At 68.9% G+C, this 21,165-nt stretch carries 20 protein-coding genes and 1 pseudogene; 10 read left to right on the top strand and 11 right to left on the bottom strand.

Translation table 11 applies throughout. The features are described from left to right. Window positions 1-180 precede the first annotated feature (180 nt). A complete protein-coding gene (locus tag QZM35_RS05900) occupies window positions 181-480 on the bottom strand; it encodes a hypothetical protein (RefSeq protein ID WP_301775569.1) in 300 nt (99 codons plus the stop codon). A 135-nt stretch (window positions 481-615) separates the two neighbouring features. Here QZM35_RS05900 and QZM35_RS05895 point away from each other — a divergent pair, with 135 nt between their 5' ends. From QZM35_RS05895 to QZM35_RS05885, 3 genes are all read left to right on the top strand, one after another. After that, window positions 616-864, top strand: a complete 249-nt coding sequence (locus QZM35_RS05895; RefSeq protein WP_089427509.1) for a hypothetical protein — start codon at window positions 616-618, stop codon at window positions 862-864. A gap of 378 nt (window positions 865-1,242) precedes the next feature. Beyond that, window positions 1,243-1,674: a CBS domain-containing protein gene (locus QZM35_RS05890; protein WP_089429099.1), complete on the top strand. Its 432-nt coding sequence runs from the start codon at window positions 1,243-1,245 to the stop codon at window positions 1,672-1,674. Between the two features lie 37 nt (window positions 1,675-1,711). Continuing rightward, entirely contained in the window at window positions 1,712-2,227 is a 516-nt protein-coding gene (locus QZM35_RS05885) for a PRC-barrel domain-containing protein (protein WP_089427510.1), read from the top strand. A gap of 12 nt (window positions 2,228-2,239) precedes the next feature. On the opposite strand, the gene QZM35_RS05880 is transcribed toward QZM35_RS05885, so the two are convergent. Together QZM35_RS05880 and QZM35_RS05875 are read right to left on the bottom strand one after the other, a co-directional pair. Next, window positions 2,240-2,851 carry a DUF4142 domain-containing protein gene (locus QZM35_RS05880; protein ID WP_089429100.1) on the bottom strand — a complete coding sequence of 204 codons (612 nt, stop codon included), beginning with the start codon at window positions 2,849-2,851 and terminating at the stop codon, window positions 2,240-2,242. Between the two features lie 106 nt (window positions 2,852-2,957). Then, window positions 2,958-4,949: an ATP-binding protein gene (locus QZM35_RS05875; protein WP_301775568.1), complete on the bottom strand. Its 1,992-nt coding sequence runs from the start codon at window positions 4,947-4,949 to the stop codon at window positions 2,958-2,960. Between the two features lie 385 nt (window positions 4,950-5,334). Here QZM35_RS05875 and QZM35_RS05870 point away from each other — a divergent pair. Beyond that, window positions 5,335-6,382, top strand: a pseudogene (locus tag QZM35_RS05870) (sigma-54 interaction domain-containing protein). 30 nt (window positions 6,383-6,412) lie between these two features. Here QZM35_RS05870 and QZM35_RS05865 read toward each other — a convergent pair. Together QZM35_RS05865 and QZM35_RS05860 are read right to left on the bottom strand one after the other, a co-directional pair. Next, on the bottom strand, window positions 6,413-8,212 hold the full coding sequence (locus tag QZM35_RS05865; RefSeq protein ID WP_089427513.1) for a methyl-accepting chemotaxis protein: 1,800 nt from the start codon (window positions 8,210-8,212) through the stop codon (window positions 6,413-6,415). A 351-nt stretch (window positions 8,213-8,563) separates the two neighbouring features. Next, window positions 8,564-8,815: a DUF3562 domain-containing protein gene (locus QZM35_RS05860; RefSeq protein WP_089427514.1), complete on the bottom strand. Its 252-nt coding sequence runs from the start codon at window positions 8,813-8,815 to the stop codon at window positions 8,564-8,566. On the opposite strand from QZM35_RS05860, the gene QZM35_RS05855 reads away from it, so the two are divergent. Together QZM35_RS05855 and QZM35_RS05850 are read left to right on the top strand one after the other, a co-directional pair. Next, window positions 8,808-9,047, top strand: coding sequence for a hypothetical protein (locus QZM35_RS05855; RefSeq protein WP_143329881.1), 240 nt, complete (start codon window positions 8,808-8,810; stop codon window positions 9,045-9,047). The two genes, QZM35_RS05860 and QZM35_RS05855, sit on opposite strands and share 8 nt — an antisense overlap. 293 nt (window positions 9,048-9,340) lie before the next feature. Continuing rightward, the gene (locus tag QZM35_RS05850) at window positions 9,341-9,775 is read left to right on the top strand and encodes a hypothetical protein (protein WP_089427515.1); all 435 of its coding nucleotides are present in this window, start codon (window positions 9,341-9,343) and stop codon (window positions 9,773-9,775) included. Between the two features lie 555 nt (window positions 9,776-10,330). Here the strand turns inward: QZM35_RS05850 and QZM35_RS05845 are convergent. The 5 genes from QZM35_RS05845 to QZM35_RS05825 all read right to left on the bottom strand — a co-directional run bounded on the left by QZM35_RS05845 (window position 10,331) and on the right by QZM35_RS05825 (window position 15,854). Continuing rightward, complete coding sequence (locus QZM35_RS05845; protein ID WP_301775567.1) at window positions 10,331-11,266, bottom strand: universal stress protein; 936 nt, start codon at window positions 11,264-11,266, stop codon at window positions 10,331-10,333. A 217-nt stretch (window positions 11,267-11,483) separates the two neighbouring features. Next, window positions 11,484-12,866 carry an amino acid permease gene (locus QZM35_RS05840; RefSeq protein WP_301775566.1) on the bottom strand — a complete coding sequence of 461 codons (1,383 nt, stop codon included), beginning with the start codon at window positions 12,864-12,866 and terminating at the stop codon, window positions 11,484-11,486. 443 nt (window positions 12,867-13,309) lie between these two features. Continuing rightward, the gene (locus tag QZM35_RS05835; protein ID WP_041493311.1) at window positions 13,310-14,335 is read right to left on the bottom strand and encodes a DedA family protein/thiosulfate sulfurtransferase GlpE; all 1,026 of its coding nucleotides are present in this window, start codon (window positions 14,333-14,335) and stop codon (window positions 13,310-13,312) included. A gap of 175 nt (window positions 14,336-14,510) precedes the next feature. Beyond that, window positions 14,511-15,017: a cupin domain-containing protein gene (locus tag QZM35_RS05830; RefSeq protein WP_089474834.1), complete on the bottom strand. Its 507-nt coding sequence runs from the start codon at window positions 15,015-15,017 to the stop codon at window positions 14,511-14,513. 366 nt (window positions 15,018-15,383) lie between these two features. Further along, a complete protein-coding gene (locus QZM35_RS05825) occupies window positions 15,384-15,854 on the bottom strand; it encodes a universal stress protein (protein ID WP_089427519.1) in 471 nt (156 codons plus the stop codon). Between the two features lie 323 nt (window positions 15,855-16,177). Between QZM35_RS05825 and QZM35_RS05820 the strand changes: the two genes are divergently transcribed. Both QZM35_RS05820 and QZM35_RS05815 read left to right on the top strand, forming a co-directional pair. Continuing rightward, window positions 16,178-18,286, top strand: a complete 2,109-nt coding sequence (locus QZM35_RS05820) for a PAS domain-containing sensor histidine kinase (RefSeq protein ID WP_301775565.1) — start codon at window positions 16,178-16,180, stop codon at window positions 18,284-18,286. Next, complete coding sequence (locus QZM35_RS05815) at window positions 18,283-18,930, top strand: response regulator transcription factor (protein ID WP_301775564.1); 648 nt, start codon at window positions 18,283-18,285, stop codon at window positions 18,928-18,930. Before QZM35_RS05820 ends, QZM35_RS05815 begins: the two co-directional genes overlap by 4 nt. Before the next feature lie 67 nt (window positions 18,931-18,997). Here the strand turns inward: QZM35_RS05815 and QZM35_RS05810 are convergent, their stop codons facing one another. Next, complete coding sequence (locus QZM35_RS05810) at window positions 18,998-19,402, bottom strand: lysozyme inhibitor LprI family protein (protein WP_089432663.1); 405 nt, start codon at window positions 19,400-19,402, stop codon at window positions 18,998-19,000. Between the two features lie 348 nt (window positions 19,403-19,750). On the opposite strand from QZM35_RS05810, the gene QZM35_RS05805 reads away from it, so the two are divergent. Both QZM35_RS05805 and QZM35_RS05800 read left to right on the top strand, forming a co-directional pair. Continuing rightward, complete coding sequence (locus QZM35_RS05805) at window positions 19,751-20,353, top strand: DUF1326 domain-containing protein (RefSeq protein ID WP_089474832.1); 603 nt, start codon at window positions 19,751-19,753, stop codon at window positions 20,351-20,353. A 23-nt stretch (window positions 20,354-20,376) separates the two neighbouring features. Next, window positions 20,377-21,165 carry a DUF2182 domain-containing protein gene (locus QZM35_RS05800; RefSeq protein WP_089427523.1) on the top strand — a complete coding sequence of 263 codons (789 nt, stop codon included), beginning with the start codon at window positions 20,377-20,379 and terminating at the stop codon, window positions 21,163-21,165.

Here is a 21,165-nt window from a genome sequence, read left to right as displayed (position 1 = left end):
CGGCGGCGGGTCCGGGTCGACATCGGGCGTCGTCGGCTCGGGGCGGTGCAGCATGGATGGCGTCTTCATGTCTCTCCTGCGCGACGGCGCGCGCATCTCGATGGCGCCGGCATCGCGCGCAAGCGGCGTGCCCGCTCCCGCGCGCCCGGTTGCCCGCTCCGGTCGGACGCTGTCGTGCGCTCAGTCGTCGTAGGCCGCCATCACCAGCCACATCGTGCGGCCTTCTGCGGTCAGCCGGGCCGCGAGCGCGAACCGGTCGGACGGCGTGCATTCCGCGACGAGCGCCCGCTGCGCGCGCTCGGGGCCGTCGTAGACGGTGTCGTTCAGTTCGCGCACCTCGTCCTTGCCGTCGAGCATGCGCCGCTCGGGCCGATAGACCCGCGACTCGCGCTTCCACGTGTCGAAACGCTCGCGCAGGTGGGCGAAATCGCCGCCGCATACGTTCGCGTCGTAACGTATTCTTTCCCTGGATGCATTCATCACGATGTCCTCTCAACCACGCCGACGGCGCGCGTGACTGCGCAGCGTGCGGTTTCGCCAACGCGCAACCGTCGTGCCGACGGCCCGCGCAGGCATGGCGCTTGCGCCTCTATCCATGACCAAGGAGGTTCGACCATGACCGTTCACGCCCCCGGCCGCCACGACGCCGTGTCACCGGCTGCCGGACTGCTCTGGCTCGCCACGTCGCGTCCGCCGTCCAAAGACAAGACGGAGGAACGCATCGACGAGGGCCTCGAGGAGACGTTTCCGGCCAGCGACCCGCCCGCCGTGGGCGGCGCGACCCGTATCGATCCTGCCAAGCCATCCGGCAAGCACGAACGCCGCTCGCCGGACGTCCCTTCACCGCCCCGCGATCACGGCTGACGGCGGCAACCGGCCCGCGCTGCGCGGCGGCGCAGCCGCGTGCCGGAGCAATCTGGAGTTGATCTGATGAAACGCCTTGAACGTAGATGGCATGAAATCAGCGGCGCCGCCGGCGTTGCCGCGCTGGCGGCGATCGAAAGCGCGGTGGTGCTCGCGATCGTCGCGATGACGGGCATCGGCCACTGAGGTCCTGCCCCGCCCGCTCGCGGCTGTCGCCGTGGAAGATGTACAAGCGGGCTGGCAAATTTCTCCGTCGCCTGGCCGGCGCGGCCCGTTCACGCTAGTGGCGGGCTTGCGCTGGCCCCAGGCCCGGCGTGTGCGGCCCGTGCGCGGCACGCCATCTGCTCCCCGATAGTCTTGCTCACGAAGGAGACGTTCATGTATCGCGTCACCGAGATCATGTCGCGCGACGTGGTGTGCGTCGCGCCGACCGACACGATTCGCCACGCGGCCGAACTGATGCAGCGCTTCGATATCGGCGTGCTGCCCGTTTGCGACGGCGCCGAACTCGTCGCGATCGTGACCGACCGCGACCTCGCGGTGCGCGGACTGTCGCACGGCCATTCGTCCGATACGCCCGTGCAGGCGGTCGCGTCCCAACCCGTGCAGTGGTGCGTCGAGGACGACGGTGTCGGCGACGTCCAGCAGCGGATGGCCGACGTGCAGTTGCATCGGATGCCGGTGCTCGACCGCAACCGGCGGCTGGTCGGCATCGTGTCGCTCGGCGACATCGCGACGCGCGCCGGCGGCCCCGAGCGCGACGAGCTGGCCAATACGCTCGAGGACGTGTCACTGCCGCGCCGGCGCTGACCGGCGCCCGGGTGCCGCTTCGACCAGGAGGTGTTCGATGACAACGGACAGACCGTCGCGTGACGACACGCGCATCGTCGGCGGCAACCGCCGCACGGCCGGCGGCGGGCCGGGGCCCGACGTGATGGCCGCCCGCACGCTCGAAGGCGATCGCGTGCTGACGATGGACGGCGACGACATCGGCCAGGTCGCCGACATCATGCTCGACGTGCGCTCCGGCCGGATCGCGTATGCGGTCGTGTCGGCGGGCAACCCGCCCGGGAGCGGCGACAAGCTGCTCGCGGTGCCGTGGAACGTGCTCGTGCTCGACGTCGAGCGCCGCTGCTTCGTGTTGCCCGTCGCCACCGAACGCGTGCGCGAAGCCCCCGGCTTCGACCGGAAGCGCTGGCCCGCCATGGCCGATCCGGAATGGGCCGAGGCGCTGCATGCGTACTATGGCAGTTCGCCGTACTGGCTGATCGAGGAAGGTGAAACGGCGCTGGATGCTCCGCCGCATGAGGCGTCGCCGGGCGGCCCCGACGCCCCTGAAAGCCCTGACGGCGGCAAGCGGTAGCGCAATCGGCGCTCAGTGTGCGGCCGCCACCGTCTGCGCGAGTTGCCGGGCGGCGGCCAGGTGCGCCTTCAGCGTCGGCAACGCGTGGGCCGCGAACGCGCGAAGCTGCGGATCGCGGCCGTTCCGCGCCTCTGTTTCGTAGAGCCTGATCGCTTCTTCATGCGCGCGCGGGCCCGCCAGCGCGACATAGGCCGTATCGAACGCATGCCCTTCCTTGGTTCGCAACGCGGTCACGGCCGGATCGACGAGCATCCGCGACTGGACCGGTACGCCCTTGGTCGCGCCAAGCTCCCGCAATTCGCCGGCGAGCCGTCCGTGATCGTCGACCATCCGGCGGGCGAACGCCTTCACGTTGGGGTTCGACGAGCGGTCGAGCGCGAGCTGGCCGGCCTGCCGCGCCACCTTGCCGATCATGCCGGCCTTGTCGATGAATTCGACATCGATACCGGTCGGCCGCTGGGTCATGCCGGCCTCGTCGGGCGTCGTGCCGGGGCGGATGACGCCGGGCGCGACCTGGGCCGACGAAGCGGGTAACGCCTGCGCATGGGCGAGTACGGCGATCGAGGCGCCGACGGTCGCGGCCAGCACGATCACCGCTGGCCGATGAAGTCGATTCGTTTTCATCCGGACCTCCGTGTGGCGCGACAGGGCGGCCCGGCCGCGCGGGTTGCCGTTGCGTCCGTCGCGCCGCCTCCCTTCGTCATGACCCGGCGAGCCGCCACGCCGGCTGCTACTGGCCGCGCCCTTTCCGATCGTGCGCGGCGTCCGGCGCGACATCGGCGATCACGCTCGCCAGCGTCGGCATGTCCACCGGCTTGCGCAGATACGCGTCGAACCCGGCCGCCATCACGCGGTGCCGGTCGGCGTTGCCGGCGTGGGCCGTGACCGCGACGACGGGCAGATGCCCGCTGCTGCCCGGCAAATGACGGATACGGTCGAGCAGCCAGAAGCCGTCACCGTCCGGCATCGCGAGATCCGACAGCACGACGTTCGGCGCCTGCCGTTCCACCGCGTCGAGCGCGTCGTGCCCCGACTGCGCGGTCGACACCTGCGCGCCCATCGTTTCGAGGGCCGCGGCAAGGCTCGCGCGCGATGTCGCGTCGTCGTCGACGACGAGCACGCGCTGGCCGTCGAGCGTCACCGGGTCCGGCGTGTCCGCCGCGTGCAGCAGGTTGTCGGCCGGATCGTCGATGTCCCAGCCAGCCGGCAGCGTGACCGTGACGGTCGTCCCGCGCCCGGGGCCGGCGCTCGTCGCCACGACATCGCCGCCGTGCAGTTGCGCGATGTGGCGCACGATCGACAGGCCGAGCCCGAGGCCGCGCTCCGGCGACGCGAATGCGCGTTCGGGCCGGCTGAACGTCTCGAACAGGTGCGGCAGGTATTCCGGCGCAATGCCCTGCCCCGTATCGGCGACCGACAGCCGCACGCGCTCGCCTGCCCGGGCCAGCGACACGGCGATGCGCCCGCCCGGCGGCGTGAACTTGATCGCATTCGACAGCAGGTTCGACAGGAGCTGGCGCACGCGCTCGCGGTCCGCCGGAATCACGCAGGTCGGCATCGCGTAGTGGGTCGACAGCTCGAGCCCGCTCGCCTGGGCCGTCGCGTCGAGTTCACGCGTGGCATCGCGCACGATCCGCACGAGATCGACCGGCACGCGCTCGAGGCGCAACCGGCCGGTCGCGAGCGACGATGCATCGAGCAGGTCGGCCACCATGTGCGACAGCGACCGCGCGCTGCGATCGATCGCGTCGACGGCCTGTTGCGCGAGCCCCTGGCCGTCGACGTTGCGCAGCACCTCGACCCAGCCGTAGATCACGTTCAGCGGCGTGCGCAGTTCGTGTGACACCGTGGCCAGCAGTTCGTCCTTCAGCCGGTTCGACGTGTCCGCCTGGGCGCGTGCGTCGCGCGCGCCGCGCAGCGAGCGCAGGTTGCGCCGCTCGCCGCGGCGCCGTTCGTGCGCATCGCGCAGCGTCATCGACAGGCCCGTGCAGTTGCCCTGCGCATCGACCATCGGCGAGGCGGCGAAGGTCGCCCGAAAACGGCCGCCGTCGCGTCGCACGCACAGCACGTCGAGCGGACCGACCGGCGCGTGCAGGTTCGCGAACGACGCGGGCAACGGATGGCGCCGCAACCAGCGCGGCGCGATCATCGCGGCGACGTCGCGCCCGGCGGCCTGCGCCGCGTCGATGCCGAAGATCCGGCGCGCGGCCGGATTCCAGCTCGTGATCCGGCGTGCGGCATCGACCCCGACGATCGCGTCGGGCGAAGCGTCGACCACACGGCGCAGCAGGCGGTCGTCGGGTACCGGCACGCGTGCGGCCGGCGCCCGCTCGCGATGCGGCTCGCGGGCACCGGCGTCGCCGTCGTCATCGGGTTCGCGCAGACGATCGTTCGCGAGCAGCGGCTTCACGGCCATCACGAGCACGCACTCGACCAAGCTGATCGCGACGAATGCGCCGGCTTGCGTGAGCAGCTCGGCCAGCGGCGCATCACGCCACCACAGCGTGCCGATCACGGCCACGCTCAACGCGGCCGCGACCAGCCCGCCGCCGAACGACGTCAGCCATGCGGCAGCCGCAACGCCTGCATAAAAGGGCAGCGGCGCAAATGGCGCGTGCTCGCCGACGACGCGAACCGCCCACGCCTGCAGCGCGGACGCCAGCCCGACGGCCAGCACGATCCATGCACCCTGCCGTAACAGCTCACGTGTCAGGGTCCTCATTGCATCCTTGCCTCGCGCCGGCTCCGGTCGCACGGCGTCATGCCGGGGGTCGACCATCCGGCCTGCCGTCGAGCGTGCCGGGCGAGCCTGACGGGATTCGCAAGCTGCATGCCCGGCGCGGATCGCGGAAGGCTGCCTGCCTGACTCCCTGGCTGTCGGGCGTGCCGTATCAGGTTGAGCGCCAGCCGGTGTCGCGCGTCGCATCAACGCACGATGGTCACGACCGGTTTTTTCATCAAAATTCTGTAAAAAAGCACCGATACGACCCTGGATGGCACAGAAATGCCGCGATGCGCGTCAGGAATCGATGGCCTGTCTCTTCCGTCCCCGCCGCGCACATTGGAAATTTCTATTTTGCGGCACCTTCGTGGTCGTTTCGCTGTCGATGAAAATATTGCAATCAACGGAGCGCGTGGTGCCGATTTTCAAAACGGCCCCACCCATGCCGATCCATGCCAATGGGAGAAACCGCAAACCGGTCGAAGCAACGTGCGGACGGCCGCCGGTTGTCCGGCGAGTCCACCGCGATGCGCACGCTGCTCGGCCGCATCGAGAAGATCGCCCCGACCCGCGCCAGCGTGATGATTGCCGGCGAAAGCGGGGTCGGCAAGGATATCGTCGCGCGCCGGCTGCACGACCTCAGTGCCCGGTGCGACGGCCCGTTCGTCCCCGTGAACTGCGGCGCGATTCCGCCCGATATCGCGGAATCGCAATTGTTCGGGCACGAGAAAGGCAGCTTCACGGGTGCAATCGCGCAGCGCGAAGGTTTCTTCGAAGCCGCGCGCGGCGGCACGCTGCTGCTGGACGAGATCGCGGAAATGCCCGCGCCATTGCAGGTGAAGTTGTTGCGGGCGATCGAATCGAACGTGATCGTCCGGGTGGGCGGCACCGAGCCGATTCCGCTCGACGTGCGCATCGTGTCGGCCACGCGCCACAACCCGGCCGAAGCCGTGCGCGACGGCCGGCTGCGCGAGGACCTGTTCTACCGTCTCGCCGCGTTTGCGCTGTACGTGCCGCCGCTGCGCCAGCGCGACAGCGACATCGAGACGATCGCACTGGAATTCGTCGACGCGCTCAACGCGCGGCACCATGCGCACAAGCGGCTGACCGACGCGGCGATCGCCGCGCTGCGCGCGTATTCGTGGCCCGGCAACGTCCGCGAGCTGCACAACACGATCGAGCGCGCGTACATCCTGGCGGACGAAGGCATCGACGTCACGCTGCCGAAGCCGGCGATGCCGCCCGAGCGCCTGTCGGAGAACACGATGGCGCTGCCGCTCGGCGCGACCTTGCACCATGCGCAGCAGCGCTTCATCGCGGCAACTTTGCGCCACTTCGACGGCAACAAGCCGCGCGCCGCGAAAGCGCTCGGGATCAGCCTGAAAACGCTCTACAACCGGCTCGCGCTGATGCGCGACAACGGCCACTCCTGAGCGGCGCGGCCGTCTTTCCCACGCGCCGCGTCAAGCGACCTTGAACCGCCCGACCGTGGTCGCCAGCGCGTTCGCCTGCGACTGCAACGCGGTCGCGGCGGCGGTCGACTGTTCGACGAGCGCCGCGTTCTGCTGCACCATTTCGTCGAGTTGCGTGACCGCGCGATTCACTTCCTGGATGCCGCGCGTCTGCTCGTTCGCCGCGTGCGTGATCTCGGAGATGATCGTCGTCACGTTCGACACGTTGGACACGATCTCGCGCATCGTGTCGCCCGCCTGACGCACCTGCCCGGACCCGGCCGACACGCTCGCGACCGTCGATTCGACCAGCACCTTCACTTCGCGCGCGGCCTGCGCGCTGCGTTGCGCGAGGCTGCGCACTTCCTGCGCGACGACCGCGAAGCCACGGCCCTGCTCGCCCGCGCGCGCCGCTTCGACGGCCGCGTTCAGCGCAAGGATGTTGGTCTGGAACGCGATCCCGTCGATCACGCCGATGATGTCGCCGATGCGGCCCGAGGCTTCCTCGATCTTCTCCATCGTCGCGACGACGTCCGACACGACCACGCCGCCGTGCGACGCGATCCGCGACGCGGCCGCCGCACGTTCGTCGGCCTGGCCGGCGGCGGCGGCCGATTGACCCACCGTCGCGGTGATCTCTTCCATCGACGCAGCCGTTTCCTCGAGGCTCGCCGCCGCCGATTCGGTGCGCGACGACAGGTCCTGGTTGCCCGCCGCGATCTCGTTCGCGGCCGTGCGCACCGATTCGCTCGCGTCGCGGATCTGGCGCATCACGTCGTTCAGCTTGTCGACGAAGCTGTTGAACGAGCGGGCGATGTCGGCCACTTCGTCACGTCCGTCGGCCGGCAGGCGCTGCGTCAGGTCGCCGGCGCCCGAGCCGATCGCGGCCATGGCCTGGCGCACTTGCGACAGGCGACGGAATGCGGTCGCGGTGATCGCGCCGATGATCAGCGACGCCACGCCGACGATCACGAGCAGCGTGATCAGCGACGCGGTCAGCAGCGAGCGCATCCCGGCCGTCGCTTCGTTCTTGTCGAGCAGCACCAGCGCGTACCAGTCCGTGCCCGGCACGGGGCGCGCGCGCACCAGCTTCGCGTCGCCGCCGACCGTCACCTCGACGGGCGCGGCCGCGGCCGCGATCGTCGCGCCGTTCGTCGCGCCGAGTTCGGGCGACACGTCGGCGACCGGCTTCAACGTGAGCTTCGGGTCCGGGTGGGCAACCACGTGGCCGTTGCTGTCGATCAACATCCCGAAGCTCGCGGGCGTCGGGTGGATCGTCTTCACGTTCGCGATCACGGTGTCCATCGAGACGTCCGCCGCGACGACGCCCTTCACCGCGCCGTCGCGCAGGATCGGCACCGCGAACGTGACGACGAGGTTGCCCGTGCCGGCGTCGACGTACGGCGGCGTGACAACCGGCTTGCCGGCCTGCGCGGCCTGCTTGTACCACGGGCGGCCGGTCGGATCGTAGTCGGGCGGAATGCCGGTCGGGTCGGAGAAGTGGAACGCCTTGTCGGCGTAGCCCGCGTAGACGTTCGTGAAACCGCCGGCCGTGGCCATCTGCTTGAACACCGGCAGCGGGTCGGTCGTCAGCGCGGCATCCTGCAGCGACGCGATCATCCGGCTCCGGGTGGCGACCCAGTCGGCGATCCCGACCACGTGGCCGCTGGCGACGGAGGTCAGGTTGCGGTCGATCGCGTCGTCGTTGTACGAGCGCGCGATGAAATAGTTGATGAGCGTGGTGGCGACCAGCGCGAATACGACGATGGCGACGCACGCGGCAAGGATGCGGGCGCGGATGGACGAGAGCATGGCAACGACTCGGTAAGGGAGCGCGAACGCCCGGTGGACGAATTCACCGGGTAAACGGCAATCGCGCCACTTACTTGAGGCCGCTGTGACAATTCAGTGAAACGTATGACAAAACGCAAGACCGGTTGTCAGCGAATCGTCAGGATGACCGTGCTGCGCGGCGCCGTGCGCCCACCGCCCGCGGACGCGACGACGGCATCGTCGATCCCGGGCACGGCGATCAAGAAGCGCGTTGGAACGGGCCCGGTTTGCTGCCGACCGACTCATGAATGTCGATCAGGATCCGGCCCGGGCCCTGCCCCCGGCCACGGATCATGTCACGTCCGCGGCATCAGCCGCGGCGCTCGCCCGTCACAGGCGATGGCTCGGACGCGGATCGGCGTCCGCGGGCGCATCGGCACGCGTGTCGTCGTGGAGATCGTCCTGCCGGCGCATCCGTTCGCGCAGGTGCCGGATCGCGAATACGTGGATGTAGTCGTGCACCCGCGCGTCGGACGACAGCGCGCGCACTTCGTCGTCGAGCATCGCACGCAACTGATCCGAACCGATTGCGCGCTGTTTGGCGGCTTCCTTGAGTGAATCGAGCAAACTGTCCTTGGACATCGACGGACTCCTGACGGTCGAGGAACGAAAAGAAGAAGGTACCGGAAGCTTAAAGACTGAACGGCGGCGCGGCGTGCGATGCACCGGCGCATGTTTGTGCGCGATCAACGGCACGTTGCGTGCCGCCGTGCCGATCCGTCCCCGAACCGGCCGCGCAAGATTCGCGGCGCAAACTGCCCGCGAACGAGACTGGAAGCCCTGCCACGCCACCCCGGGGCGCGGCACCGACTGACACAGGCCGACGATGGAACGCCGCCCGACGCCGATGCACTGGCCAAGTTAGACCGGCCGAAATCATGCGTCAAGCGATCCCCTCCGCGCGCGCCCCATTCGTCCGAACGAACACGCCGGCGTGTCAGCGGATTCCTATAGGCGCCGCGCATTACCTGACAGCGACTTCAGCGCGCGCTGCTTGGCAGCGCACGGGCGCGACACGATACTGGTGACATGGACGAAACGTTCATACGGGTCATCGCTCAGCCGGCCGTCGAGCCGGCATGCGGGGCCTGGCGCAGGAGACCAACCATGGCACATCGCAACTTACCGGGCCGGGACGGCCAGCGGCGCGCGTCGGGCAAAGCGCGCGCCCTGCCCGCCCAGGCCGTGTCGGCGGGCAACCTTCCGTCCGACAATATCGACACCTTGCTTGCGCTGGCACGCGAGGCCGGATTGCTCGTCACGCTCGACGGGCAGATCGGCCGCGAAAAGTACCAGAGCGTCGCGGGCTCGGTGCTCGCGTTGCAACGGTTCGCCGCGGCACTCTGCGCGCGGGCCGCACCCGACGCGCCGGCCGATGCCGAGCCACGTCGCAAGGCGCGCCCCGGCTGGCCGCACGCGAACCGCCTGCGCAACCGCACGTGCAGCGCGTGCGCGCCGCTGCATGTCGGGCATCAGCGTCCGCGGGTGCGCCGCGCTCCCGGCCGACGGCACGACCTGCGGTCGATGCTTCGCTTCACCTGAGCATGCAGGCGTGCCGTTGCACGGCACGGGGGCCGTGCAACGGCTGAACATCTCACGACGTCGGCAGCGCCTGCCGCACGCCGCGCCTGTACTACAGCGAGCGGCGCACCTGGCGCGATCCTCACCGATCCGCATCGGCGCCACCGCGCGCCATCACGCGTCATGACGCGCCGTTCGACACGGCCGCCATGACGACGATTCCTGCGGGGAAGGCAATTCAGACGGGGCCAACTACAACACGAACGCGGAAAGCGGACGGGGTGACTTCCACCCCGTCCGTCCTCCAAGGCAACCGTGGCTGCCTACCCTCGTGCCAGAGAGTTCTCTGTCGGATGACGCGCCGTGCATCGCACGTCGCGGCTCCGGAAATTGATGTCACGGCTGTGAATGCACCGTCGATCGCGGCCATCAACACGCGTGTTGCAGCGTGGCTGCGCGGTACATGCACGACAGACCGGCCGTGTTGCCGGTTGTTCCGACAATGTCTCACGCGCGAGGCGCGCCGTTTCTGATGCAGGTCAAGCCAAGCCTGCTTCGATCGCGACACCGCGCGCTTTATTCGGTACCGCGCACGAGCAGCACCGGCACCTGGGCGAGATGCGCAATGCGGCGCGCCACGCTGCCGATCAGCCAGGCGGCGATGCCGCGCCTGCCATGCGTGCCGACCACCAGCAGTTCGGCACGCCAGTGCACGGCGTCGCGCATCAGCGCATGAGCCACGTCGTCGCTGGTCGGGCGGGTTTCGACGACACCGCGCTTGCTCGGGTTCCCGGTCGCATGGAACAGCGGACCGATCTTCGCGAGCGCATCCTCGCCCTCCGCGCGATAGGCATCCTCGAGCGCGCGCACCGGCACGATATCCGTCAGACGAACCGCGCGATCGATCACGTACGCCGCGTAGAGCAACGTCGTCGGCGTCGCGAAGCCGAGCCCGACGCGCACCGCGTGCAGCGACGGCTCGCTGCCGTCGACCGCGAACATCAGCCGCTGCAGGCCGCCGTCCGACGGCCGCACGTAGGCGGCCGGCACGATCAGCAGCGCGCAGCGCACGCGGGTCGTCAACGTGTCCGACATCGCGCCTTCGACGAGCCGCAGCAGCCCGTGATGCGGATTCGCGCCGACCATCAGCACGTCCGCGCGCCATGCCGACGTATCGCCCACCAACGCATCGGCCACCGAGCCGCCCGTCACCGACGTATCGATGATGGCCTGCTCGACCTCGACACCGCTGCCGGCGAACATTGCCGCGATCCGTTCGTTGATGGCGTGCGCCTCGCGCATCATGTCCTCGCGCGCGGACGTCAGCAGTGCGTCGATGCGCGGGATGTCGGGCAACACGAGGCGCGGGTTGTCGATGGCGCAGACGATCCGCAATCGCATGCCGGGGTGCAGCAGCGTGCGCGCATAGCGCGCGGCGGACAGCGATTCGGGCGTCGGATCGACGGCCAGCGCGATCCGCGCAGGCGTCGGGCTGGGCTGGGCAGGCTGCATGGCGAAGGCCTCCGTGCGTGCGCGTCGTCGCGGAACGACGACGGGAGCTTCGCGCGGAAGCGGCGCACGGCGGCCAGGCCACCGCCGCGGTCGCGGCGGTCACGGGGATCGGCGGGTTGCCACGCGAAACGCGGACAATCGATTCGTTCAGCATAGGTCGTCCGGCCCGCGCGTGCATGATCGCGATCAAGGTCGCGCGGGCCCCTGCCCCTGCTGCTTACGACTTGGTCGGCACCGATGCCGCCCGACGGTTCGCGTAGAACAGCGCATAGGTGACGCCGAGCAGCACGATCCATACGGGCCCGATCACGAGCGCGACGCGCGTGTCGGGCGTGAACGCCATCAGCACGACGACCAGCACGAGAAAGCCGAGCGCGACGAACGAACCGAGCGGATAGAACGGCACGCGGATCGGCAGGCGCGCGATCTTGTCGGCCGACAGCGTGCGGCGAAAGCGCATCTGCGCGATCAGGATCACGCACCACGTCCAGATCGCGCCGAACGTCGACACCGACGTGAGCCACGTGAACACGTGCTGCGGCGCGAGATAGTTGAGCAGCACGCCGATCAGCAGCAGCGCAACCGACACGATCACGCCGTACACCGGCACGCCGTTGCGATTGACCTGGCCGAGCTTGCTCGGCGCCTGGCCCTGCTGCGCGAGGTTGTAGAGCATCCGAGCGGTGCTGAACAGGCCGCTGTTGCACGACGACAGCGCCGCGGTCAGCACGACGAAGTTGATGATGCCGGCCGCCGCCGGGATGCCGAGCCGCGAGAACGTCATCACGAACGGGCTGCCCTGGGTGCCGATCTGGTCCCACGGATACAGCGACATGATCACGAACAGCGCACCGATGTAGAAAATCAGCACGCGCCAGAACACCGAGTTCACGGCCTTCGTCAGCGACTTCTCCGGGTTGCGCGCCTCGCCGGCGGTGAGGCCGAGCATCTCGACGCCGAGATACGCGAACATCACGATCGGCAACGCGGCGACCACGCCGTTGATGCCGTTCGGCATGAAACCGCCGTGCGCCCACAGGTTCGACAGGCCGATCGCGACACCGCCGTTGCCGATGCCGAACGCGATCATCAACCCGCCGCCGATGATCATCAGCACGATCGTGACGATCTTGATCAGCGCGAACCAGAACTCGAATTCCCCGTACAGCTTGACCGCGATGAAGTTCACCGAGCCCATCGCCATGAGCGCCGCGAGCGCCCAGATCCAGTTCGGCACGGCGGGGAACCACATGTGCATGTAGACGCCGACCGCCGTGATTTCCGCCATGCAGGTGACGATCCACACGAACCAGTAGGTCCAGCCGGTCAGATAGCCGGCGAGCGGCCCGAGGTAGTCGCGTGCGTAGCGGCTGAACGCGCCGGCGACGGGATTGGCGATCGCCATCTCGCCGAGCGCGCGCATGATCAGGAAAATCGCGATGCCGCCCAGCAGGTAGGTCAGCAGGATGGCCGGGCCGGCGACGCGGATCGCGCTGGCCGAGCCGAGGAACAGGCCGACGCCGATCGTCGCGCCGAGCGCCATCAGGTTGATGTGCCGCTCTTCCAATCCTCTATGCAACTGGTCTTCTGGTTGTTTCAAGTCCGTCTCCTGGCAGCCGTGAACGAGCCGCCGTCATTGTCGATGTCAATGCGCGACCGTTCATGCCGATCCCGGCATGCCGAAAACGAAATAATCTCCGCTGGCGTTTTCTGAATTAGAAACGACACGGATATTGCGTCAATCCGATGGGAATCGCCGCGGATTATCCGTATGTTCCGGAACAATCCGGAAAACGGATCGGGCCGTTCACGGAATACGCCCGCGCGGCCCGTTCGACGCGGCTGTGCGCGTGACGGACGGCGACGGGATCAATCGCTTTCGGCGCGAACGAACACGCGTCGAAGGTGCGCGATCAGGCGCACGCAATATGCAGGCGGGATTATAGGGAGGATCAGCAGTTTCACGCCAGTCGATTTTCGGGAAAATCGCGGGGCGTGAAACCGGTAGTGGAATTCGAATGCGCGCGACTCCCGCGCTCGGATTTATTTCGACAGCGTCGCGCGCACCGTATATTCGCCTTCGATCGCACCGTGATCCGGCCGCACGAAATACCGCGACGCATCGAGATCGGCCGGCATCGGCTCGACCGGATAGCCGTGCTTCTCCCATGCATCGAGGCCGCCCTTCAGCGCACGGATGTTGTGGATCATCTTTTTGCGCTGCATCTTCGCGATCAGGCGCTTCGCGGTGGCCTCGTTCGGGCATACGCAATACACGACGATCGGCCGCTTCAGCATTTCAGGATCGAGCAGGTCCGGCGAATCGAGGTCGACCGGCACCGCGCCGGCGATCCGGTACGGTTCGCGCTCGCGGATCGCTTTCGGCCGCGCGTCGAAGATCAGCGGCGGCTCGTCCGACGTCATCATTTCGACGAGCTGCGGCGGCGAGATGCGCACCTGCGCGAGATAGCGGCGGAACTGCACGCGACGCACCCAGCGGTACAGCAGGAACGTGATGAAGATCGCGAGGAATGCATCGAGGATCGTGCCGCCGCTCGCGCGCACCCACAGCACGAACTGGACGATCTGGTCGTGAATGGCCGCGCCGCCGACTAGCCAGAACGCGGCCCACAGCGATGCGCCGGCCAGGTCCCAGAACAGGAACACGCCGACGCCGATCGCGGTCGTGCCGAGCAGCGGCGCGGACACGAGGCCGAGGCCCGGCAGGAATTTGGACAGCACCAGCAGCGGCGCGCCGTATCTTTCGAATACGTTACGTGCGAAACGCAGCGTCGTGTCGAGCGACAGCGAGAAGCGCACGAGGCCGTTCAGCAGGCGCCGGCCGCGGGTGCGGCCCATGAAGAACCACAGCGAATCGGCCAGCATCGTCGCGCCGATCGCCGCCGCGAACATGCTGACCCAGGACGCCTGCCCCATTGCCGCCATCGTGCCGCCGAGAATCAGCATCGGCACGGCCGGCACCGGCACGCCGAGCTGCGTGATCAACACGCTCGCGAACACGGCCCACGGGCCGAGCGACGATGGAATAGCGATGGGAAAGTGCCACACGGCGGCGCTCCTGGAAGGCATGCAGCCGTGCGACGAGGGCCGTCGGCACCGCTGGGCAACGGCCGCCGCGGCACGCCCGCGGCCGACCCGATGCATCACGGCATTCTAAACGGGTTTGGCCGCGACCGCGCGGAACACGCACCATCGGCACGGGCTTCGCGCCCTTCCGTGACAGTCACATGTCCGTGCGCTGGGCAAGCTGCCCGACGTGTTCCGCGTAGTCGGGAAACGCGGCGGCCAGCGCGGCCGCGTCGGCCAGTTCGAATTCCGCGAACTCGAAGCCCGGCGCCACCGTGCAGCCGACGAGCGCGACATGCTCCGGCAACGCGCAGCGCGCGCCGAACCAGCTCCCGGCCCGCACGACCGCCTGGAACACGGTGCCCGGATGCGTGAGCGGGTTGCCGAGGCGGTGGATCGTCAGCCCGTCGCGCTCGTCGAGCACCCACACTTCGATCGGGTCGCCCGCGTAGAAATGCCAGACTTCGTCGGAACGGATCCGGTGCCACGACGAATACGCGCCGTCGCACAACAGGTAGTAGATCGCGGTCGACGCGGCGCGTGGCGCGCCGTCGGCCGGACGCACGACCGAATCGGCCGCACGGTAGGTTTCGCGGAAATAGCCGCCTTCGGGATGCGGCTGCAGGTCGAACTGGCGAATCAGGTCGGTAGCGGAGATCGGCATGGCGGATGACGTCGGTGAAGTAAGGAACCGGGCACCCGGCGCACGGCCTCGCTTCGCTCATCGCGAACGCGGTCGCATAGCGCCGGATGCTGCTGCGTCGATCGCCGCGGCCATGCGCGCGGCGAACAAGCGGACACCGGTCGATGCTGCCAGAACTGCGTGTCGGGATGCAACCGCCGGCACGCGATTGCGCGCGTGGGGGACATCGGGTGTGCCGCCCTCGCGCGCCCGATGAGCAGCGACAGCCGCGCTCACACGCCGTGCGGCGGGCGTTTCCGTTTCATCACGCCGTCATCCGACGAATACGCGAGACGGCCGCCCCCCCGCGACCGCCCGTGCGTCAACGTCGGTGCATCGCCGCGTGCGTCACGCAGCCGCCGAGGTGCCGGGCTCGCTGTGCCGCACCAGCAGCACGGGCCGGTCGGCCGCGCGCAGCAGCGATTCGGCGACGCTGCCGAGCAGCAGCCGGCGCAGGCCATGCCGCCCGCTCGTGCCCATCACGATCAGGTCGGCATCGGCTTCGGCCGCCGTGCGCATCAGCACGGTGGCGACATCCTCGCCGTACGCGTCGAGCGCGCGCACGGTGCCCGATACATGCTGCTGCGCGAGCACTGCCTTCGCATCGTCGAGCACCGGCGTCACGGCATCGGTCGCGGCCGCATCGCCGTCGCGCGCGGCAGCGAAGCCCGCATCGACGTCGACGAGCTGCGGCCGGTGCTCGACGACATACGCGCAGGTCACTTCGCCGCCGGACGCCGCCGCGATCCGGATCGCCTCGTTCAGCGCGAGACGCGCGCTCGGGCTGCCGTCGAGCCCGACGAAAATCCGCTTGTACATGGTCCGTCCCTCCGACCGGGCACGCATCGCGCGTCGCGCGACGGCGGCCCGTTATCGCCACCCGGCCCGGTGCCGGGTGGTCTGCCGAACAGTCTGCCCCACGTGCCGACGCGCCCGTTGATGCGCGTCAAGCGCGGCCGGCGCGCCCGCTGCTTCACGCCGGTTGCCGCAATTTCTAGTGCCCCCATTACATAAAACGTGTAAATCGCGCACAATTTCATCTTGAAAATAGACGTTGCGTGCAGCCGGCGCGAGTTTTGCCCGGTTTTGCTGTGCCGCTCCCGGTGCCAGGGCGCGGCCCCTGACAACAGAATGCCAATCGAATGACCGCAAGTGGAACCCCGACGCGTGACGCCCGAGGGCCCACGCGCCTCCAGATCATGTTACGCCAGCCGCTCGCGGCTGGTGTCGTTGCACTGTGCGCCGGCGCCGTGCTGTCGCTCGGCGTCGCGCTGCTCGTGCGCGAGCAGTGGCAAGGCGCTGTCCATACGCGTTTCGAACGCCGCACGACGCATGTGACGGCCATGCTCCGCCACGAGCTGCAATCCGGCGCGGCCGTGCTCGAAGGCGCGCGCGGCGCGTTCAGCCTCGTCCCGGGCATGACGCCCGAACAATGGCGCCGGTATGCGGAGATGATCGACCTCGACAGCGGCCGCTCGCCGGTGCGCCAGATCGGCTATGCGCCGCTGCCGCCCGCGACGCGCACCGCCCTCGCCGGCGCGAAGCCGATGCCGGCCGGCACGCTCGCGACCGCCGCGCTCAGCGCACCGGCGTCGAATTCACCGGTCGTGCGCTTCGGCGCGTCCGATGCGGCGCCGCTCACGCGCGCGCTGCAGACCGGCGACGTCGCGCTCGGCGTCCACCCGGCCGACGACGACACGTCGCGCGACGCCCGCACCTTCACGCTGTTCCTGCCGGTTGCCGCGTCGCCGCGTGCGGCCGCCGCACCGCCCGGCCTGCGCGAAACCGGCGCCGACGGCGTGCTGTTCGCGGCATTGAGCCCGCGGCGCCTGGTCGAGCGCGCGCTCGACGCAGAACGCGGGATCGACGTGTGGATCACCGCCGGCGGCGATCGGCGCGCGATCGTCAGCGTCGAAACGACGACCGACGAGGCGTCGGCATCGCCCGACCTGATGCGGCGCACCGACGAGCTGAATTTCGGCGGCACGGTGCTGACGCTCGCGTATTCCGCGGACGGCCGCCCGAGCGCCACCGGCGCGCAACGCGCGGCCGGCACCGTGCTCGCCGCGGGGCTGATCGCGTCGATCGCATTCGCGGTGCTGATCCATGCGCTGCTGCGCGGCCGCATCGCCGTCGATTCGGGCGCGAGCAGCCGCGGCATCCTCAACGAGGCGCGGATGATGGGCATCATCCGTTCGTCGATGGAAGCGATCATCACGATCGACGAAAAGCAGACGGTCGTGATCTTCAATCCGATGGCCGAGCAGGTGTTCGGCGTATCCGCGATGGAGGCAATCGGTGCGCCGCTGTCGCGCTTCATCCCCGAGCGGTTCCGCGCCGCGCACGCCAAGCACGTCGACCAGTTCGGCGTGACGGGCGTGTCCGAGCGGCAGATGGGCCGCCAGCGGGTGCTGTTCGGGCTGCGCGCCAACGGCGAGGAATTCCCGATCGAGGCGTCGATCTCGCAGATCCGCGACGCGTCCGGCAAGCTCTATACGGTGATGCTGCGCGACATCACCGAGCGGCAGCGCGCCGAGAACGCGCTGAAGCAGTCGCGCGAGGAATTGCGCGAACTGTCCGCGAACCTGCAGAACGTGCGCGAGGAGGAAAAGACCCGCATCGCGCGCGAACTGCACGACGACCTCGGCCAGCAGCTCACCGCGCTGAAGATGGATCTGTCGGTGGTCGAACAGCAGCTGCGCGTGCCGGGTCGCACACACCCCGACGAAGACGTGCAGACGCACCTGCAGGGCATGCGGCGGCTGATCGACGCGACGGTCGCGTCGGTGCGGCGCATCGCGGCCGACCTGCGGCCCGTGATGCTCGACGATCTCGGCCTCGTGCCGGCGATCGAATGGCTCGCGAACGATTTCACGAACCGCTACGGAATCGATGTCGAACGGCACATCGAAACCGGCGGGCTCACGTTCACCAGCGCGGGCGCGACCACGTTGTTCCGGATCGTCCAGGAAGCGCTGACGAACGTCGCGCGCCACGCGGATGCGACGCGCGTCGCGCTGCGGCTCGACGTCGAGGAAGGCTTCTGCGTGCTGCGTGTCGCGGACAACGGCCGCGGCTCGGCGCCCGGCGGCCCGGCCCATGAAGACAAATCGTTCGGCCTGATCGGCATTCGCGAACGCGCCCACATGCTGGGCGGCAGCGTGACGATCGACACCGCGCTCGCGCGCGGTTTCTCGATCACCGTCGCGCTCCCGCTCAGTACCGTCCAACAGGAAACGCTCATCACATGATCAAGGTGCTCATCGCCGACGACCATACGCTCGTACGCGACGGTCTGCGGCACATCCTCCAGAACGCCACCGGATTCGAGGTGGTCGGCGAAGCCTGCGACGGCCCGTCGACGATCGCGCTCGTGCGCGCGACGCCCGCGCAGGTGCTCGTGCTCGACCTGTCGATGCCGGGCCGCAACGGCGTCGAGCTGATCAAGCAGATCAAGGACGAGAAGCCCGCGCTGCGCGTCCTCGTGCTGACCATGCACGCGGAGCAGCAATACGCGGTGCGCGCGTTCCGCGCCGGCGCGTCCGGGTATCTGACGAAGGAAAGCGCGAGCGCCGAGCTGGTCGGCGCGGTCACGAAGGTGGCGTCAGGCGGCGTCTACGTGAGCCTCGCGATGGCCGAGCAGTTCGCGCAGAGCCTGAACGAGCCGGCCGAGACGCTGCCGCACCAGCGGCTGTCCGACCGCGAATTCGACGTGTTCCGGCGGATCGCCGCCGGCCAGACGCTGACCGAGATCGCCAACGCGCTGTGCGTGAGCGCGAAGACGGTCAGCACGTACAAGACGCGGATCCTGGAAAAGATGCAGATGCCGCACGAAGCGGCGCTGGTGCGGTACGCGATGCGGCACAAGCTGCTCGACGAAACGGACGACGTGTAACGGACGACGTCCGGCAGCGGCGGGATGGCAGGTGCCGCCGGCCGGGCGGCGCGCCCTGCTTACCCGCTCACTTCGCCGGCACGGGGCACGCGAGATCGCCTTCCTCGCACGACAGATAGCCCTTCAGCGTTTCGGTGCGCAATTTCGTCAGATCGTCGAGGCAGGTCGACACGACCATCGGATACACGCTGCCGCCCTCGGCGTTCGCGCTGGAGAAGTTGCATTCGGCATCGCGGTACGCGATCCACGCACGCTGCGCATTCACGAGTTTGTCGGCAAGCGGCCGCGCGTCGCGCAGGCGTGCGGTGACGGCCTGGTACGTCCGGTTCAGCTCCCCGTCGGTTTTCTTGTACGCGCGATCGGCGCACGCCGTCATCGCCGCCTGATCCGTCGCGTCGGCACAATTCGCCTGCGCGTGGGCGAGGTTCGCCGCCAGCGCGAGCGAGCACAGCAGACCGGTCAAGACACGCATGGATGCTCCTTGTTGTTCGTTGAAGTCGTGGAAGCCGGTGCCGGGCTTGACGCGCTGACGCGCATCGGCCGCCGTCTCTCGTGGCGACACCGATCGCGATGCTAGCGTACGCGCGCCGGCTTGTCAGCCGGTGTCGCGGCCTGCGACGGCTTGCATATCGCCCGTGCGCACCTACACTTGAAAACCGATACGCCGCTTCAGGCCCGCGCTATCGCATCCATCCCGTCTCCGCTTCCGCGCATTCCTCAGCGCATTTCGCGTTCGCATCGCCGAGCGGGGTGACGATTCGTCTGCCAGCCTCCTCCCCCCAGCCCAACGTGCCTTCGCCGTCGCCCCCTGGAGGGAATCATGAGTTATCACCTTGAAGGCCGTCTGCTCGAGGTCTGCAACTGTCGCGTACTCTGCCCGTGCTGGATCGGCGAGGACCCCGATTTCGGCGTCTGCGACACGATCGTCGCGTGGCATGTCGACAAGGGCACCGTCGACGGCGTCGACGTGGGCGGCAACACGATCGCCGCCGTATGCCGCGTGCCCGGCAACATCCTGGAAGGCAACTGGACGGCTGCGATCTACGTCAGCGACACGGCGTCCGAAGCGCAGGAGCAGGCGCTCCTCAAGGTCTACACGGGCGAGGCCGGCGGCCCGATCGCCGAACTCGCGAAACTGATCGGCACGGTCGTGTCGATCGAACGCGCGCCCATCACGTTCAATGTCGAGGGGGCTCGCGGCACGCTGTCGATCGGCACCGATTACCACGCGGAACTCGAGCCCTACCTCGGCCCGAGCGGCGCGCAGACGACGCTGACCGACACCGTGTTCTCGACGGTGCCCGGCGCGCCGGTGTTCGTCGGCAAGGCGCCCGTCTACCGGTCGAAGAATGCGGCGATCGGCATCGACGTCGACCTGAAGAATCACAACGCGCTGCAGAGCACGTTCCGGTTCGACGCGTGACGCGTGATCGCACGCCAACGGTCATGGCCGCGTCGCTGCACCGGCGCCTGTTTCCGCTCGTGCTCGCGAGTCTCGTCGCGTTCGCCTGGCTCACCCTGTGGGCGTGGACGCGCAGTCCTTACGGGCGGTACCTCGACCACGGCGACGGCGTGTTGGCCGAACCGTTCAGCACGCTTTGCCGCGCGCTGCCCGGTGGCGCGCTGTGGCTGCCGGCCGCGTTCACCGCGGCCGGCTGGACGCTGATGATCCTCGCGATGATGCTGCCGACGACGCTGTCGCTGTTCGACGCGTTCGCCCGCGTCGTCGCGAGCCGACCCGACCAGACGCGCCTGCTAGCGCTCGTCGGCATCGGCTACGTCGCCACGTGGAGCGGCTTCGGCCTCGTCGCGCATGGGCTGCACGGGCTGCTGCTGGCCGGTGTCGCGCGGGTGCCGGCGCTCGCGTGGCGCGGCTGGCTGATCGGCGCGGCCGTCTTCGCGCTCGCCGGCGCGTTCCAGTTCAGCGGACTGAAGACGCACTGCCTCGACCGGTGCCGCACGCCGTTCAGTTTCGTGATCAGCCGCTGGCGCGGCCGCACGCCGATGCGTCACGCATTTGCATTGGGCGTCAGCCACGGGCTCTTCTGCGTCGGCTGCTGCTGGGCGCTGATGCTCCTGATGTTCGTCGTCGGCGCCGGCAGTCTCGGCTGGATGCTGGCGCTCGCCGCGTTGATGGCCGTCGAGAAGAACGCGTCGTGGGGGCAGGCGCTCACCGCGCCGCTCGGCGCCGCGTTGTTCGGCGCGGCCGTGCTGATCGTCGCCGGCCACGCGTGA

The sequence above is a fragment of the Burkholderia sp. AU45274 genome, from assembly GCF_030482505.1.
Taxonomy (GTDB): Bacteria; Pseudomonadota; Gammaproteobacteria; order Burkholderiales; family Burkholderiaceae; genus Burkholderia.
This window is presented reverse-complemented; position numbering and strand designations above follow the sequence as displayed.